Raw genomic sequence first — 16,318 nt, forward strand, 5'->3', positions numbered from 1 at the left:
CCCACCAAGCCGTTCTACGAACCGCGCGTGTCGAATTTCAACAGCAGGTCGCGCAACGGCGTCAGTCGCGTGCCCAATCCGGCGATCACGCCCAGCGTATTGGCCAAGGCATCCTGCGCATCCGCGATCCGGTCGACGGTCAGCACGCCCTGCGCATATTCGACGCCGATGCCCAGCAGCACCAGGCCGATGCCGGCGCCGAGCAGCGAACTCCAGCGCGGGAACAACTGCACCGCCATCGCCGCCAGCGCAAGATAGGCGCTGGCATGCAGCAGCTTGTCGCCATTGGGCATGTCGGGTACCGGCACGTCGGCGGCCGGCAACAACGAACTGATCACCACGGCGGCGATGGCCGCGCACCACAGCGCGCTCCATAGCCAGGGGCGGCGGAACGGCTTCAACGAACGGCCGAATCGCAATGCGCTCATTCCGATATCCCTTTCACAGCCGCCAGGTCAGGTCGCCGCCGAGGAAAGCGGCGCCGAGCTCCACATCGCGGGCGAAGCCCATCGCCTGGAAGCGCTCGCCCATTTCGGTCGGCAGGGTCAATTTCTTCGCCTCGTTGGCGAACTTCAACGACAGCTTCTCGTCGCCGCGCGCCTGCACTTCCTCGAGCCGTTGCGCCAGCCCATTGCCGAGCAGGAAGCCGGCCTGGTCGCAATAGCCGGCCAGGTCGAAGCCGGCACCGGTGCCCGCCTCGGCGAGCGCGGTGAAATCGACCGATGCGGTCAGGTCCTGCAAACCGGGCCACAGGTACGGATCGGCGTGCACGTGATGGCGGTAGAACGCGCGCAGGGTGCCGTCGTCGCGTTCGGGCAGGTAGTACTCGCCGCGCGGATAGCCGTAATCGACGAACAACATCGCGCCGGCGTCCAGTCGCCCCATCACCGCCTGCAGCCAGTACGGCAGTTGCGGCAACAGTTCGGAACGATAGCCCTCGGCGAAGGGGCGCTCGAGGTACCGCTCGACATGGCGCACGGCCGCGGCCAGCAGCGCGTCGGCGGGACGGTCCGTACGCACGAAACGGCCTTCGCCGTCCAGCGCCACGTGTTCCTCGAACACCTCGCCGTCGCGCAAGGTGAAGCGCGGCGTCGGCAGGGCGTCGATCACTTCGTTGGCGAACAGCACGCCATGCCAGCGCGTCTGCAGCGGCTGTTCGAGCCACTCGACCCCGGCGAACACCGGCGGCGTCAGGCTGCGCCCGAGGCGTTCGCGCTGGCGCTCGCGCAGGTCGGCGCTGGGTTCGAGGATGCAGTAGCGCGCCGGCATCGCGTCCAGCTGCAGCAGGCGCTTGAGCACGGTTTCCGCGAAGGCGCCGCTGCCGCCGCCGATTTCGACGAACTCCGCTTCCGGCCCCAGTTCGCGCAGCACCGGCGCCACCGCCTCGGCCACGCAGGCGGCGAACAGCGGGCCCAGTTCCGGCGCGGTGACGAAATCGCCGGCCGCACCGAACTTGGCGCTGCCGGCGCTGTAATAGCCCAGTCCCGGCGCGTACAGACAGCGTTCCATGAAACGCGAGAACGGCACGCTGCCGCCGTTGGCGGTGATCTCGCCGCGGATCAGCGCGGCCAGGCGCTCGCTGTGGCGCAGGGCGTCGTCGTCGGGAGCGGGAAGGTCGGCCTGCATGTGCCATGCTTTGCGTGGGGTGGGACCATTGTAGAACGAGCCGCGGAAAGCACCCGAAATGCCGCGCATTCGCTAGCCAAGGCCATTACCGGCGCCTAGAATCTCCGGTGGAGAACGCAGCGGAATTCCCATGACTTATTGCGTCGGCATCGAGGTGGACGAAGGGCTGGTGTTCGCCGCGGACACCCGCACCAGCGCCTCGTTCGACGATGTGCGCGTGTATCGCAAGATGCACGTGTTCGAATGGCCGGGCGAACGCGTGTTCGTGGTCATGTCGGCGGGCAACCTGGCCACCACCCAGCTGGCCATCTCGCGCCTGCAGCGCGATGCCGACGATCCGCAGGCCGCGCGCAGCCTGCGCACCTTCAAGCACCTGTACGAGGTCGCCGAATACATCGGCGAGGTGCTGGTCGCCAGCCAGGTCAAGGTCGGCGACGACGCGCAGATGCAGGGCGTCAACGTGCAATCGACGCTGATCCTCGGCGGACAGATCGCCGGCGAACGCCCCGGCCTGTACATGATCTACCCGTTGGGCAACTGCATCGCGAGCTCGCCGGAAACGCCGTACCTGCAGATCGGCGAGTCGAAGTACGGCAAACCGATCCTCGACCGGATCCTGCGTCCGCAGACTTCGCTGGAAGACGCCGCGCGCTGCGCGCTCGTTTCGCTGGATTCGACCATCCGTTCCAACCTGTCGGTCGGCATGCCGATCGACCTGGCCCTGCTGCGTGCCGGCGACCTGAAGATCACCCGCAAGATGCGCCTGGAAGCGGACACGCCGTTGTACGCGGAAATCCACGACACCTGGTCGCGCAAGCTGGAGGCGGCGATGCACAGCTTGCCGCGCTTCCCGTGGGAGCCGGCCCGGGAAACCGACGAGCCCGCTTCCTCCTTGCCGCCGCGGCGCACGCCCGCGCGACAGGATCCGGGCGACGCGCAGGGACAGCAGTAGCGAGATCGTGGGAGCGGCCTCGGCCGCGAATGCTCTCGTGGATCCCTCAGTCATTTTCAAAAGCATTCGCGGCCACGGCCGCTCCCACCCAGCCCGCACTCAGCCGTTGAAATAGCCTTCGGCGATGGCCTCGTGCAGGCCGCCCAGGTGCATCTGGATCTCGTCCATGAGCGTTGTCGGATTGCCTTGGACCAGCGCCACCGGGTCGGCATTGCGCACCAGGCCCATGACCCGGTTCATGCGTCGCTCCACTTCCGGACGCGTCGGCATGCTGGGCAGGACGCGCTGGGCGCGGGTCAGGCAGAACTGCACGCTGCGCGGGAATTCGGCGTTCTGCAACAGGAAGCGCAGGGCCAGTTCGCCGGTCACCCGCTGGCGCATCTGGCGACGGAACATCTGGTAAGCGGCCAGCGATCGCAGCACCGCCATCCATTGCATGTTGCGGAAGGTCTCGCGGTCTTCCTCGTTGCGCGGCGTGACCAGGCCCGAAGCGCCCGCATCGACGATGCGGGTGGTCATGTCGGCCTGCTCCAGCGCCGTCCCCAGGCGCAGGAACTGGAAGCCGATGTCGCGGCTGACGTTCGACGACAGCAGGGCCGACACCTTCAGGCAGCCATCGGTGATCCGGTTGAGGAAATCGATGCGGTAGCGCCGGCCGATGCTGCGCTCGCCATCGCCGTCGATGTAGATGTGCAGGTCGTTGACCGCTTCCCACACGTCCTGCGGCAGGCTGTCGCGGATGCCGCGCAGGATCTCGCGCGCGGCATCGATGGAACTCCCCAGCGAGGAAGGATTGCGCCGGTCCAGCAGCAGGAAGCGCATCACTTCGGCGTCGCCGACGTTCCGTCCCGCCTCGGGGAAAAGCTCCGCAAACACGTCGCCGACGCCGACCGTGTCGATCAACGGCCGCCACGCGAAATCCACCGAGCGCGGCAGGTCGAGCTGCAGCTGGCTGCCCACGCCGACCAGGCGCGCGGTGTTCTCCGCACGCCGCACGTAACGGCTGAACCAGTACAGATTGTCCGCCACGCGCGACAGCATCAGGCGCTCCTCGCGAGCGCGCCGAGCTCGGCTTCGTCATCCAGATCGACCACCCAGGTGTCCTTGGCGCCACCGCCCTGCGACGAATTGACCACCAGCGAGCCCGGCACCATCGCCACCCGGGTCAACCCGCCCGTGGTGACGTAAGTGTCCTCGCGCGACAGGATGAAGGGGCGCAGGTCGAGGTGGCGCGGGGACGGGCCCTTGTCGGTGACGATCGGCGCGGTGGACAGCGACAGCGTCGGCTGGGCCATGTAGTTGCGCGGATTGGCCTCGATCAGCTTGCGGAACTTGTCGCGCTCCCGCTTGGTCGCGCGGGGCCCGATCAGCATGCCGTAGCCGCCGGATTCGTTGGCCGGCTTCACCACCAGTTCGTCGATGTGCTCGAGCACGTACTTGCGGTCCTTCGCGTTGTGGCACAGGTAACTCGGCACGTTGGGCAGGATCGGCTCTTCGTCCAGGTAGTAGCGGATCATCTTCGGCACATAGGCGAACACGACCTTGTCGTCGGCCACGCCCGCGCCCGGCGCGTTGGCCAGCGCGACCTTGCCCGCGCGCCAGCTGCGGATCAGACCCGGCACCCCGAGCACCGAATCCGGATGGAACACCTCCGGATCCAGGAACAGGTCGTCCACGCGCCGGTAGACCACGTCGACGCGTTGCGGGCCGTACACGGTGCGCATGTAGGTGCAGTCGTCGTCGGCGACGAACAGATCGCTGCCTTCGACCAGCTCGATGCCCATCGCCTGGGCCAGGTACGCATGCTCGAAATAGGCGCTGTTGAACACGCCCGGCGTGAGCAGTGCGATCACCGGCGTGTCGCCCGGGCGCGGCGACAACGCCGCCAGGGTGTCGTACAGCTGCGACGGATATTCGTCGACCGGCAGGATCGAACTGGTCTCGAACAATTCCGGGAACACGCGTTTGGCCACCATGCGGTTCTCCAGCATGTACGACACGCCGGAGGGAATGCGCAGGTTGTCCTCCAATGCGTACAACGTGCCGTCGGCATCACGCACCAGGTCGCTGCCGCAAATGTGCGCCCACACGCCCAGTGGCGGCCGGATGCCCACGCATTGGGGGCGGAAATTGACCGAATCCTTCAACAGCATCGCCGGGAACACCTTGTCCTTGACGATCCGTTGCGGGCCGTAGATGTCGCCGATGAACAGGTTCAAGGCCTGCATGCGTTGCTTGAGGCCGGCTTCGGTGCGTTCCCATTCGCTGCGCGGGATCACCCGCGGGATCAGGTCGAACGGCAGCGTGCGATCGACATTGCGGCCATCGGAATACACGGTGAAGGTGATGCCCTGCACGCGGGCGACGACATCGGCGGCCAGTTGGCGTTCGGCGATTTCGCGACCGGAAAGGCCCGACAGGTATTCGACCAGCCGTCTGGCCGCCGGCCGCGCCTGGCCATCGGCCTGGATCAGCTCGTCATAGGTGGTGGTGCGGTATTTCGCCCAGTCCATTCCCTTCCTTCGACCATGCCGACCGGACGTTGTCCGGTACGGTCTTGCGTTGCAACATGCCCGTAAAACGACACGAGCGTCAAGGTATTTTCTTGACGCTTCATGTGCCTTTCGCTGCGTGCACCAAAGCGGTGCTCGAGCCATGGGAGTTGGGTGACAATGCACCATGAATCGTCATCGGAGCGTCTCGTGCCCACCTCCCGCCGCGTCGCCCTGATCACCGGAGCCGCCCGCCGCATCGGAGCGGCCATCGCCCGCCGCCTGCATGCGGACGGCTACGATCTGGCCCTGCATTACCGCAGTTCCGCGCAGGACATGCAGAGGTTGGCAACGGAGCTGGAAGCGAAACGGCCAGGCAGCACGCTGACGCTGCAGGCCGACCTGGCCGAATTCGACCGCCTGCCGGAACTCGTCGCGAAGACGGTCGGCCGTTTCGGTCGCCTCGATGCGCTGGTCAACAACGCTTCGACCTTCCATCCGACGCCGGTCGGCGAAACCACGCCACGGCAATGGGACGAATTGTTCGCCAGCAACGCGCGCGCGCCGTTCTTCCTGGCGCAGGCGGCGGCCCCGCACCTGCGCGCAACGCGCGGCGCGATCGTCAACCTCGTCGATCTTTATGCCGAACGTCCGTTGCCGCGGCATTCCGTCTACTGCATGGCCAAGGCCGCGCTGGCGATGATGACCCAATCGCTGGCCATCGAACTCGCGCCCGAGGTGCGGGTGAATGCCATCGCGCCGGGCGCGATCCTGTGGCCCGAGCCTGCCTCCACGCAGGCGGGAGACGGCGACGCGCAACGCCAGCAGGCGATCATCGCGCGCACCCCGCTCGCGCGCACCGGCAGCGCGGAGGAAATCGCCGATGCCGTCGCATGGCTGCTGGATGGGGCGAGCTACACCACCGGGCAGGTGATTCGCGTCGATGGCGGGCGCGGGCTGGTATAGCCTTTTCCCCCTCGTAGGGGCGTCCTTCAAGGCGCGACCTAAGAACAGGCACGCCTTGAAACTATCGGCGTAGCGCCATTCCGGTCGCGCCCTGAAGGGCGCTCCTACGGCAGCGCGACTTCGACGCACGGATCGCCATCCGCGCGCATCTTCATCCACAACTCGCCAAGCGTCTTGCCCAAGGCCGGGTGCACCACCTCCGGCGCGATGTCGGCCATCGGCTTCAGCACGAAAGCCTGCTTCGTCAATTCGGGACGCGGCAGTTCGAGGTGACCCGGGCCACGCAGGACGCGGTCGTCGTACAGCAACAGGTCGACGTCCAGCGTGCGACTGGAGAATCGCGGCCCGCTGCGATCGCGCGCATGGCGATCTTCCAGCGCATGCAGCCACGCATCCAGTTCTTCGGGCGACAATCCGGTTTCGATGCGGGCGGCGGCGTTGAGGAAATCAGCGCCGTCGAAGCCGACCGCCGGCGTGCGGTAGAACGGCGACAGCAGCACGTCGCCGAAGCGCTCGCGCAATTCGGCGATCGCCGCGCGCAGGTGCTTTTCCGGCTCGATGTTGCTGCCGAGGCTGAGGTAGGCGATGCCCACGGCGTCAGTCGCGCGTGCCGCGCTCGATGACCACGCCGACCGATTTCGCCCCGGTCACCGCGCCGGGCTTGGCCAGCTTCAGGCGCACCCAGGCCACGCCGAATTCCTCGCGGATGATCCGCGCGCAGTTTTCCGCCAGCGTTTCCACCAGGCCGAACTCGGCGGCCTCCACGTAGGCGATCAAGCGCTTGGACACCGCCTTGTAGTCGAGGGTCTTGGCGATGTCGTCGCTGGCCGCGGGCACGCGGTTGTCGAAAGCCATCTCGACGTCCAGCGCCACGATCTGGCGGATCTTGCGTTCCCAGTCGTAGATGCCGATGACCGTTTCGATGCGCAGGTCTTCGATGAAAACGATGTCCATGTGCGTTGCCGGAATGCGTGAACGCGAAAGCTTAGCCGCTTTGCCGTGAATCAGCCCCTCGCCACTTCCGGCAGCGTCGCCATGTCCCAGCGCGCGACCACCTTGACCTCGGCGGGTTCGTGCTGGCCCGCCTGCAGGCGCAACGCACCGGCGTAGGCGATCATCGCGCCGTTGTCGGTGCACAACTCGGGGCGCGGGAAGCACACGCGGCCGCCGCGCTTCTCCGCCATCGCCTGCAGTTTCGCGCGCAGGCGCTTGTTCGCGCCGACGCCGCCGGCGACGACCAGGGTGTCGCACCCGGCCGCGTCCAGCGCGCGTTCGCACTTGATCGCCAGCGTGTCGACCACCGCATCCTCGAACCCACGGGCGATATCGGCGCGGGTCGTCTCGGACTGGTCGCTGTCGCGCCAGGCCAGCAGCACCTGGGTCTTCAGCCCGCTGAAGCTGAAATCCAGCCCGGGGCAGACGGTCATCGGCCGGGAAAACTTGTAGGCGCCCGGCCGGCCCTGCTCGGCCAGTTTCGCCAACTGCGGCCCGCCGGGGTACGGCAGGCCCATCATCTTGGCGGTCTTGTCGAAGGCCTCGCCGGCGGCGTCGTCCAAGGTTTCACCCAGCAGCCGGTAACGGCCGATGGCCTCCACCGCGACCAGCTGGGTATGTCCGCCGGAGACCAGCAGGGCCACGAACGGGGGTTCGGGCCGGCCGCGGAGCGGGTCGTCCTCGATCAGCGGGGCCAGCAGGTGGCCTTCCATGTGGTGCACGGCCACGGCCGGGACGCCCAGCGCCCAGGCCAGCGAACGGGCCACCCCGGCGCCGACCAGCAGGGCACCGACCAGACCCGGCCCGGCGGTGTAGGCGACTCCGTCGAGGTCGCCGGGGGCCAGCCCGGCCTCGGCCAGGGTCTGCCGGACCAGCGGCAGCAGCTTGCGCACGTGGTCGCGGCTGGCCAGTTCGGGCACCACCCCGCCATATTCGGCGTGCAGGGCGATCTGGCTGTAGACCGCATGGGCCAGCAGCCCGGACGCGCCGGTCCGGCCGGTGTCGTACACGGCCACCCCGGTTTCGTCGCAGCTGGTTTCGATGCCTAGGACGCGCATGGGGCTCAGATGGGGGCTATCCGCTTGATTCGGAAGGGTACCGGCTTGCACGGCGCCCGATGGCTTCAGTATAATGCGCGGCTCCCCCGGGTCGACCGGGGAATCATGCGCGGATTCGTCCGCAAGAGCCCGGCCATCCACGGCCGGACTTTCCAACCACCGAGATCACGTATGCCCAGCGTCAAAGTCCGCGAAAACGAGCCGTTCGAGTTTGCCCTGCGCCGCTTCAAGCGCACCTGCGAGAAGGCCGGCGTGCTGGCCGAAACCCGCAAGCGCGAGTTCTACGAAAAGCCGACGCAGGAACGCAAGCGCAAGGCCGCTGCCGCGGTGAAGCGCCAGATCCGCCGCAGCTCGCGCGACGTCACCAAGCGCCAGCGCCTGTACTGAGCGACGATGCTTCGCAAGGAAGCCGGCACGCGCGAGCGTGGCCGGCTTTTTGTGTTTTAAGGATTCGGAGACCGAGATGAGCCTGAAAGAACAACTCACCGCCGACATGAAGGCCGCGATGAAGGCCGGCGACAAGGACAAGCTGGGCGTGATCCGCCTGATCAACGCCGCGATCAAGCAGAAGGAAGTCGACGAGCGCGTCGAGCTGGACGACGCGGCGGTGCTGGCCGTGCTGGAAAAGATGGTCAAGCAGCGCAAGGATTCGGTCAGCCAGTACGAAACCGCCGGTCGCGAGGACCTGGCCGCGATCGAGCGCGCCGAAATCGCGGTGATCGACGGCTACCTGCCGGCCAAGCTGGGCGAGGCGGAAATCCTCGCCGCGATCGACGCCGCCATCGCCGAGACCGGTGCCACCGGTCCGGCCGACATGGGCAAGCTGATGGGCGTGCTGAAGCCCAAGCTGGCCGGACAGGCCGACATGGGCCAGGTGTCCGCGCTGGTGAAGAAGAAGCTGGTCGGCTGACGACGGCTCGTCGCCTGCGGCGACCTGCTGGCCTGGAATCATCCGGGCAGCATCAGCTCCATCCGCCGATGCGCCGGCACGCTGCCGCGCGCATTGGCGAGCGTCGACAGGCGTTCGCCGGCGACGGCGAAACCCAGCCGTTGGTAAAGCGCCTGCGCCAGCGGATTGGTGGTCGCCACGTCCAGCACCATGCGCCGCTTGCCCTGGGCGCGGCCCTGTTCGACCAGGTGCGCGACCAACGCACGACCGATGCCTTGCCCGCGCAAATCCGGCACCACGCCGAGGTGGGCGAGATAGTGCATGCCGCGCGCCGGTGGCTGGATCACCCGTTCGACACGCAATCCGCGCGCGACCACGCCCGGCGCGCGCATTCCGTAGTGGCCGAATATCTGCCGCGCCGCCGCCAGGGTGAAGGCCAGCGTCGATTCACCACCGAACCCGGCGCCGACCGCGACCACGCGGCCGTCCAGTTCGCCGACCCGATGGTTGCGCCAGCCGAATTCGCTGGCGCCATCGACGAACGCACGCATCAGGAAATCCCGCGCGTCCCCGCGTCCCGGCACCGCGAACACGTATTCGAACGCGGCCGGTCCGGAGCTGTGGATCAAGGGCACCGCCGCTTCGGCATCGTCGGCCGTCGCCGCCCGGAAACGCACTTGTTCGGTCATCCCCGTCCTCCCGCGAGGATCATCGCACGCCGCCGTGCGCGATCGCGCCCGTCGATGGCATGCTTGCCCGATGACCACGCCGACCATCGTCCTGCGCCCCGCCACGCGCGCCGACATTCCACTGATCCTCGAGTTGATCCACGCCTTGGCCGAATACGAACGCGAGCCCGATGCGGTCGAAGCGACCGAAGACCTGCTTGAAGAGCAGCTGTTCGGCGAGCGTCCGGGCGCGGAGGTGATCATTGCCGAAGTCGATGGGCAGGGCGCCGGCTTCGCCCTGTTCTTCCACAACTTCTCGACCTGGCGCGGCCGCCGCGGGCTGTACCTGGAAGATCTGTTCGTACGACCGGAATTCCGCGGGCTGGGCCTGGGCCGTGCGCTGATGATCCGTCTGGCGAAGCTGGCGGTGCAGCGCGGCTGCGGGCGCTTCGAATGGTCGGTGCTGGACTGGAATACCCCCGCGATCGACTTCTACCGCAGCCTCGGCGCGGTCGGCATGGACGAATGGACGGTGCAGCGGCTCGATGGCGAGGGCTTGCTGGCGTTGGCGGCGAAGGCGGACACCTGATCGCAATTGAAATAAGAATCATTCTCAAATAAGCTGTCCCGGCCGGACGTCAGCCGAATCGCCGCGTCCCCCACGATTTGCCGGGATTCCCCGTGTCCGCCAACCTTCCCCGACTTCGCGCCGGTCTTCCGCGCGCCTCCCTGCTCTCCGCCTGCCTGCTGATCGCTATCCATGCCCAGGCGCGGGGTGCCGATACCCCTGCCGACGGCGCCCAACCCACCGACCTGGACAAGGTGCTGGTCGTCGCCCAACGCGCGGACCGCGTCAGCAACGGCGCCACCAACCTCGACCTGGCCATCAAGGAAACCCCGCAATCGATCGGCATGGTGACGCGGGAGCAGATGGAACGGTTCGGCGCCGACACCATCAACGACGCGCTGCGCCTGGCCACCGGCATCAGCGTCGAGGAATGGGAAACCAATCGCACCAATTACGCGGCGCGCGGTTTCGAGATCAAGAACAACCAGATCGACGGCGTCGGCCTGCCAAACGACTGGGGCATCGTCACCGGTGCGCTGGATTCCTTCGGTTACGAGAAGCTGGAAGTGATCCGCGGCGCGAACGGTCTGCTCACCGGCGTGGGCAACGCCTCCGGCACGATCAACTACGTGCGCAAGCGGCCGACCAACGACGAACAAGGCAGCGTGGGCGTCAGCGTCGGCTCGTGGGGCAGCAAGCGCGTGCAAGTCGACTACTCCGCACCGATCACCGAGGACGGCGCCTGGGCCGCGCGCGTGGTCGCAGCGCGCGAGGTCGGCGACTCCTACCTGCGCGGGCTGAAGAACGACCGCACCTTCCTCTATGGCGTCGTCGACGGACAGATCGGCGACAACGGCACGCTGACCCTGGGCTACGCCTGGCAGGCGAACAAGAGCGACGGCAACATGTGGGGCGCGCTGACCCTCGTCAACAACGACGGCACGCAGGCGGAATTCGATACCAGCGCGTCGACCACGCAGGACTGGACGTACTGGAACACGACCACCCAGAACGCTTTCGTCGAATACACCTACGCGCTCCCGGCCGACTGGCAAATCAAGGCCTCTTACAACTACCGCCGCACCGGCAACGACGACCAGCTGTTCTTCGCCTATTCCGCCACCGGACTGGACCCGGAGACGGGCGAAGGCCTGCTGGGCTGGCCCGGCAAATACGTCGACGAAACCACCTCGCACCTGGGCGACATCAGCATCAGCGGGCGCTACACGCTGTTCGGGCGCGAGCACGAGGCGATGCTGGGTGCGAGCGTCGCGCGCAGCGAACAGACGTACTGGAACCACGCGCCGGATTCCGGTTTCGAGGCATTGCCGGGCTTTCCCTACGCGGGCAATGCGGTCCCGGAACCGAACTGGGGCCCGAAGACCTTCTACAGCGTGCTGAACCAGGAACTCAAGCGCGTCTACGGCGTTACCCGGCTGGCGCTCAGCGACAGGTTCAAGGCGATCCTGGGCTTCAACTTCGCCGAATACCATCGCGACGGCGACAACACGGGCGTCCTGTTCGACCAGACCGAACGCGAGACCAGCCCCTACGCCGGCCTGACCTTCGACTTCACCGACAGCCTGCTCGGTTACGTCAGTTATTCCGACATCTACCAGCCGCAGGATCAGTACGACATCGACCGCAACTACCTCGACGCCTCGAAAGGCGTGAATTACGAGGTCGGCGTGAAGAAGGACTGGCTCGACAAGCGCCTGATGACGACGCTGGCCTGGTTCCGCGCCGAACAGAAGGGGCTTTCCACCTATGCGGGCGTGACCGAAGACTTCCAGTATTACTACACGGGCGTCGACGTCGAATCCGAGGGTTTCGAATTCGAAGCCAGCGGCAAGCTGGGCGACAACATCGATGTCGTGCTCGGCTACACCTCGCTGGAGCTGACCGGTCCGGACGGCAAGGACGAATACGAATGGTATCCGCGCCAGACCGCCAACCTGCAGGTAACCGCAAGGCTGCCGTCCCACCCGGCGCTTTCCTTCGGCCTCGGTGGCCGCTGGCAGAGCAAGACCTCTGCGGTCGACAGCTACACCGGGTATACGGTCCGCCAGGGCGCCTATGCGGTGATGAATGCGTTCGTGGCCTGGAATTTCCTGCCGAACGCGACGCTGCGCGCCAACGTCAACAACCTGGCCGACGAGAAATACATCAACAGCCTCTACCAGATCGGCTACTACGGGGCGCCTCGCAACTATTCGCTCAGCCTCGACTGGCGGTTCTGAGGACGCTGCGATGACCGCTGCCTATCTGTCCCTGTCCCTGTTCGCCGCACTGGGCTTCTACCTATCCAGCAACCACCAACGGCTGCTTCCCGCCACTCGGTCCCGTGCGGCCGCGTTGCGCATGGCCGCGTGGATCGGCACCTGCACGTCGCTGGCTTTCGCGGTCGCGCGGCTGGGCGTCTGGGCAGGCGTGTTTTCGGCCCTGACCGCGCTGATGCTGGCGCTGGTGTTGTTGCCCTATGCCGACGTCGCGCTCCATTTGCGCAAGCGGGGCGCGCCATGAAGGACGTCGCGATGTGGCCGCGCTGGCTGGCGGCGCTGCTGCTGGGCCTGCCGCTGACCATCGGCATCGTCGGCGTGTGCGCGCTGGCGTGGCCGGGTCGCGCGGAGATCACCGCGCTGCCGTGGATGTTGCTGGCTTTCCCGGTATGGATAACGGCGATGGCGCTGGCTTTCGCGTTCAAGAGCGGCTTGCGCGCCTGGTTGTGGCTGGGCGGCGCGACGCTGGCCGGCTTCGGCCTGTTGTATGGCTTGAAGGCGCTGGGCTGGATCGGGGTGAACGCATGAAGGCCGCGACCTTGCGTCGGTTCCTTGCGTTGCACACCTGGGTCGGCCTGTTCGCCGGCATGGCGCTGTTCATCGCGTTCTATGCCGGCGCGATCACCGTGTTCTCGCACGAGATCAGCGACTGGAACCGGACCGGCGCCGCTGCGCAGGTGGCGGAAGACCCCATCGGGCGTTCGCAGCAGTTGCTCGACCGGCTGTTGAAGGAACATCCGGAGGCCGCGGAAAGCGTGTACCTGGTCCTGCCCGGCGAACACGGCCCGCAACCTTCGGCCTATTGGTACGAACTCGCCACCGACACCTCGCACCGCTTCACCTTCGACGAGGACGAAGACAAGCCGCTGCACGAGAGCCTGTTCGGCCAGTCCTTCGTCGAATTCATCTACGACCTGCATTTCACCGCCGGCCTGCCCAAGCCGTTCGGCACCTATCTGTTCGGCGTGGTTTGCGTCCTGTACGGCCTGGCCCTGGTCAGCGGGGTGGTGATCTATGCGCCGGGCTTCTTCAAGGACCTGTTCGCGCTGCGCCTGGGCAAGAACCTCAAGCGCCTGTGGCAGGATGCGCACAACGCCATCGGCATCCTGTCGCTGCCCTTCCACGTGATCTTCGCGTGGAGCGGCGCGGTGCTGACGATCGGCCTGTTGCTGATGCTCCCGTTCCAGTCGCTGGTCTACGACGGCAAGCTCATGCAGTTGGTCGAAACGGATTTCTACGGTGCGCCGCAGGTGCCGCCCGCCCATGCGCCGGGGCCGACGCTGCCAGTGCGCGAACTGCTCGAACGCGGCAAGCGGGCGATGCCGGAACTGCAGGTGGAAGGCGTGTCCCTGACCCACGTCGGCGACGCCAATGCACGGGCCACGCTGTACGGCGTGGTCGAACAGCGCCAGCTGAACCAGCTGGCCGCGGTCGCGATGAAGGCGGGAACCGGCGAAGTCATCAACGCCTTCGCGCCCAGGACCATGACCCCGGGCATGCTGATGCTGCGCGGCCTGCAGGCACTGCACTACGGCAACTTCGGCCGGGATGCGGTGAAGTGGCTGTACTTCGTGCTCGGTCTGGCCGGCGCCTTTCTGTTCTACAGCGGCAACCTGTTGTGGATCGAGTCGCGGCGCAAGCGCAGGCAGCCGGAGCAGCCGCGGCGCACGCGGGTCATGGCGGCGCTGACCCTCGGCGTCTGCCTGGGCTGTGTCGCCGGCGTATCGGCGCTGTTCGTGTTCGGCGCTCTATTCCCGCAGGCCAAGGCCGCACCGGCCTATTTCGCGGTGTTCTTCGCCTGCCTGCTATGGGCCGGCCTGCGCCAGCCGGCGCGCGCCGGGCACGAACTGCTGTGGCTGTGCGCGCTGTTGACCGCGGCGATTCCGCTGGCCGGTTGGTGGGGCATGGGCGAACACCTGTTCGCCGCTTTCGCGGAGGGGCACTGGCACCGCTTCTTCATCGATGCGATCGCGCTGGTCATGGCGCTGGCGTATGCACGAATGGCGCAGGCGACGTTGCGGCGCGGCCGCCAAGGCGATTCGAACAGCGTGTGGGCGCTGCGCTAGCGGATCGGATCCGCCTGGCGCGACCCCTGCACGCTTTCACCCCAGTCCGCACGCTTCGAGGTCTGGCCGATGCCCGGATTGAAGCGGTTGCCCGGATCCAGCGAACGGTAGAACGCCGCCAGCCCCGGCTTGGCGCGATACAGGTGGCCGACGTTGTGTTCGGCCGGATACTCGGCGCCGCGCGCATCGAGCAGCGCCCACATGCGATGCTCGATCGCCAGCGGATCGACGCCCTTCTTCACGATGTAATCCTGGTGGAACACGTGGCAGAAGAAATGCCCGTAATAGAGCTTCGCCGCCATGACCGCATCGAGGTCGGCCGGCAGCGTCTCCACCCAGTCGCGGTCGTCGCGGCGCAGGGCTATGTCCAGCGCAACGATGTCCTCGACGCTCGCGCGATGCGTCTCGCGATAGCGCACTGCTGCGCTGGCCACCGCGAAGCGGTGCAGGAAGGCCTTGCGGCCTTCGTCGGCATCGCATTCGAAGAAGCCGCCCGCCTTGCCGGCGAAGAAGCGCTCCAGCAGCGCCCTCGTTGCGCCGGCGTCGTCCGCCGACACCTTCAACAACAGATGGTGTTCGTAACGGTTGCGGTATTCGCGCAGGCGGCGCGGCAGATGATCGGGCCATAGCGCCGACAACGCCTGCAATGCACGATCGGTCGCACCGCGCAGCCCGATCCGCTCGCACCAGCCATCGACGCGGCTTTTCAGCGCGAACGCCGCCGGCACCCTGTCGGTGCCGAAGCGATCGATCAGCAGGAACACGTCCTTGCCGTATTTCGCGCCGATGTCGAACGCATCGCGATGGATGTACTCGCCCGAGATCGGCAGGCGGCCGGGCGCGGTCAGCAGCTCGCGGCGCAGCCCGGTCAGGTCGTGCGGGTCGTTGCTGCCGATGTAGAAAACCGTCGCCGGTTCCTGCGGGAAAGTGTCCACGCGCACCGCGAACACCGCCAGCCGTCCCGCGCAGCCCGAAGCCTCGTGCAATCGCGACGGATCGGCGTTGTAGCGCGCGGGCGTCGGTGCATCGACCTGGCGCACCTGTTCGGCATAGCGCGGATCGGACGCGGCGCGCGCCGGATCGTGGACGACGTCTTCTTCGCGGTAATCGCCGGCCTGCAGCCGGGACAGGATCTGTTCCGGCTCGTCGCCCAGCGCGATGCCCAGGTGGTTCACCAGCCGCAACCTGCCGCCGTCGCCGACCTGCGCATACAGCGCCAGTTCGGTATAGGCCGGCCCGCGCCGCACCAATGCGCCACCGGAGTTGTTGCAGATGCCGCCCAGCACCGACGCCCCGATGCACGAGGAGCCGATCACCGAATGCGGTTCGCGGCCCAGCGGCGCCAGCGCCTTTTCCAGCGCATCGAGCGTGGCCCCGGGCAGGCAGACGGCTTGCCTGCCGCCATCGAGCAACTGCACGCCGACCAGGCGCAAGGTGCTGACCAGCACGATGTCGCGATCGTAATCGTCGCCGTCCGGCGTGGAACCGCCGGTCAGCCCGGTATTGGCCGCCTGCAGGATGACGATGCGCCCCGCCTCGACCACCGCCTGCAGCACGCGCCACAGCTCCAGCAGCGTGCCCGGGCGCACCACCGCCAGCACCGGGCCTCCGCCGAAGCGATAGCCCTTGCGGAAGCGGCGCGTGGCGCGCGTGCCGGTGAATACGTGGGCCGCGCCGACGGTTTGGCGCAGGCGCGCCAGCAGGGTTGCGGAATCGACGGCAGCCATGGCCGCATTCTCCCGCGAATCCGGCCGATGCGGC

At 67.2% G+C, this 16,318-nt stretch carries 18 protein-coding genes; 9 read left to right on the forward strand and 9 right to left on the reverse strand.

Annotated features, from left to right (window positions below; genetic code table 11):
* Nucleotides 1-14 precede the first annotated feature (14 nt).
* Nucleotides 15-428, reverse strand: a complete 414-nt coding sequence (locus J5837_RS04625) for a VanZ family protein (RefSeq protein WP_210535533.1) — start codon at nucleotides 426-428, stop codon at nucleotides 15-17.
* Between the two features lie 13 nt (nucleotides 429-441).
* Nucleotides 442-1,626 carry a class I SAM-dependent methyltransferase gene (locus tag J5837_RS04630; protein WP_210535534.1) on the reverse strand — a complete coding sequence of 395 codons (1,185 nt, stop codon included), beginning with the start codon at nucleotides 1,624-1,626 and terminating at the stop codon, nucleotides 442-444.
* Nucleotides 1,627-1,756: 130 nt separating this feature from the next.
* Between J5837_RS04630 and J5837_RS04635 the strand changes: the two genes are divergently transcribed.
* Complete coding sequence (locus J5837_RS04635) at nucleotides 1,757-2,578, forward strand: proteasome-type protease (protein ID WP_210535535.1); 822 nt, start codon at nucleotides 1,757-1,759, stop codon at nucleotides 2,576-2,578.
* A gap of 99 nt (nucleotides 2,579-2,677) precedes the next feature.
* On the opposite strand, the gene J5837_RS04640 is transcribed toward J5837_RS04635, so the two are convergent.
* Together J5837_RS04640 and J5837_RS04645 are read right to left on the reverse strand one after the other, a co-directional pair.
* Entirely contained in the window at nucleotides 2,678-3,619 is a 942-nt protein-coding gene (locus J5837_RS04640; RefSeq protein ID WP_210535536.1) for an alpha-E domain-containing protein, read from the reverse strand.
* Nucleotides 3,619-5,091 carry a circularly permuted type 2 ATP-grasp protein gene (locus J5837_RS04645; RefSeq protein WP_210535537.1) on the reverse strand — a complete coding sequence of 491 codons (1,473 nt, stop codon included), beginning with the start codon at nucleotides 5,089-5,091 and terminating at the stop codon, nucleotides 3,619-3,621. Before J5837_RS04645 ends, J5837_RS04640 begins: the two co-directional genes overlap by 1 nt.
* 189 nt (nucleotides 5,092-5,280) lie before the next feature.
* On the opposite strand from J5837_RS04645, the gene J5837_RS04650 reads away from it, so the two are divergent.
* On the forward strand, nucleotides 5,281-6,036 hold the full coding sequence (locus J5837_RS04650; RefSeq protein WP_342345502.1) for a pteridine reductase: 756 nt from the start codon (nucleotides 5,281-5,283) through the stop codon (nucleotides 6,034-6,036).
* 104 nt (nucleotides 6,037-6,140) lie between these two features.
* Here the strand turns inward: J5837_RS04650 and folK are convergent, their stop codons facing one another.
* The 3 genes from folK to tsaD are packed head-to-tail and all read right to left on the reverse strand — an operon-like array spanning nucleotide 6,141 to nucleotide 8,087.
* Nucleotides 6,141-6,629 (reverse strand): 2-amino-4-hydroxy-6-hydroxymethyldihydropteridine diphosphokinase, encoded by a 489-nt coding sequence (gene folK / locus J5837_RS04655; RefSeq protein WP_210535539.1) that lies wholly within the window; start codon nucleotides 6,627-6,629, stop codon nucleotides 6,141-6,143.
* Between the two features lie 4 nt (nucleotides 6,630-6,633).
* Nucleotides 6,634-6,990, reverse strand: a complete 357-nt coding sequence (gene folB, locus J5837_RS04660; RefSeq protein ID WP_210535540.1) for a dihydroneopterin aldolase — start codon at nucleotides 6,988-6,990, stop codon at nucleotides 6,634-6,636.
* A gap of 50 nt (nucleotides 6,991-7,040) precedes the next feature.
* Nucleotides 7,041-8,087 carry a tRNA (adenosine(37)-N6)-threonylcarbamoyltransferase complex transferase subunit TsaD gene (gene tsaD / locus J5837_RS04665; protein ID WP_210535541.1) on the reverse strand — a complete coding sequence of 349 codons (1,047 nt, stop codon included), beginning with the start codon at nucleotides 8,085-8,087 and terminating at the stop codon, nucleotides 7,041-7,043.
* Between the two features lie 171 nt (nucleotides 8,088-8,258).
* Here tsaD and rpsU point away from each other — a divergent pair, with 171 nt between their 5' ends.
* Both rpsU and J5837_RS04675 read left to right on the forward strand, forming a co-directional pair.
* Nucleotides 8,259-8,474: a 30S ribosomal protein S21 gene (gene rpsU, locus J5837_RS04670; RefSeq protein WP_210535542.1), complete on the forward strand. Its 216-nt coding sequence runs from the start codon at nucleotides 8,259-8,261 to the stop codon at nucleotides 8,472-8,474.
* A gap of 76 nt (nucleotides 8,475-8,550) precedes the next feature.
* The gene (locus tag J5837_RS04675; protein WP_210535543.1) at nucleotides 8,551-8,997 is read left to right on the forward strand and encodes a GatB/YqeY domain-containing protein; all 447 of its coding nucleotides are present in this window, start codon (nucleotides 8,551-8,553) and stop codon (nucleotides 8,995-8,997) included.
* 38 nt (nucleotides 8,998-9,035) lie between these two features.
* Here J5837_RS04675 and J5837_RS04680 read toward each other — a convergent pair whose 3' ends face one another.
* The gene (locus tag J5837_RS04680; RefSeq protein WP_210535544.1) at nucleotides 9,036-9,665 is read right to left on the reverse strand and encodes a GNAT family N-acetyltransferase; all 630 of its coding nucleotides are present in this window, start codon (nucleotides 9,663-9,665) and stop codon (nucleotides 9,036-9,038) included.
* Nucleotides 9,666-9,735: 70 nt separating this feature from the next.
* Here J5837_RS04680 and J5837_RS04685 point away from each other — a divergent pair, with 70 nt between their 5' ends.
* The 5 genes from J5837_RS04685 to J5837_RS04705 all read left to right on the forward strand — a co-directional run bounded on the left by J5837_RS04685 (nucleotide 9,736) and on the right by J5837_RS04705 (nucleotide 14,557).
* A complete protein-coding gene (locus tag J5837_RS04685) occupies nucleotides 9,736-10,233 on the forward strand; it encodes a GNAT family N-acetyltransferase (protein ID WP_210535545.1) in 498 nt (165 codons plus the stop codon).
* Between the two features lie 92 nt (nucleotides 10,234-10,325).
* Nucleotides 10,326-12,452, forward strand: coding sequence for a TonB-dependent siderophore receptor (locus J5837_RS04690; RefSeq protein WP_342345503.1), 2,127 nt, complete (start codon nucleotides 10,326-10,328; stop codon nucleotides 12,450-12,452).
* Nucleotides 12,453-12,462: 10 nt separating this feature from the next.
* Nucleotides 12,463-12,735 carry a hypothetical protein gene (locus tag J5837_RS04695; RefSeq protein WP_210535546.1) on the forward strand — a complete coding sequence of 91 codons (273 nt, stop codon included), beginning with the start codon at nucleotides 12,463-12,465 and terminating at the stop codon, nucleotides 12,733-12,735.
* Entirely contained in the window at nucleotides 12,732-13,019 is a 288-nt protein-coding gene (locus J5837_RS04700) for a hypothetical protein (RefSeq protein ID WP_425504814.1), read from the forward strand. Before J5837_RS04695 ends, J5837_RS04700 begins: the two co-directional genes overlap by 4 nt.
* Entirely contained in the window at nucleotides 13,016-14,557 is a 1,542-nt protein-coding gene (locus J5837_RS04705; protein WP_210535547.1) for a PepSY-associated TM helix domain-containing protein, read from the forward strand. Before J5837_RS04700 ends, J5837_RS04705 begins: the two co-directional genes overlap by 4 nt.
* Here J5837_RS04705 and dld read toward each other — a convergent pair.
* Entirely contained in the window at nucleotides 14,554-16,284 is a 1,731-nt protein-coding gene (gene dld / locus J5837_RS04710) for a D-lactate dehydrogenase (protein WP_210535548.1), read from the reverse strand. The two genes, J5837_RS04705 and dld, sit on opposite strands and share 4 nt — an antisense overlap.
* Nucleotides 16,285-16,318 lie beyond the last annotated feature (34 nt).

The organism is Pseudoxanthomonas helianthi (genome assembly GCF_017939625.1).
GTDB lineage: Bacteria > Pseudomonadota > Gammaproteobacteria > Xanthomonadales > Xanthomonadaceae > Pseudoxanthomonas_A > Pseudoxanthomonas_A helianthi.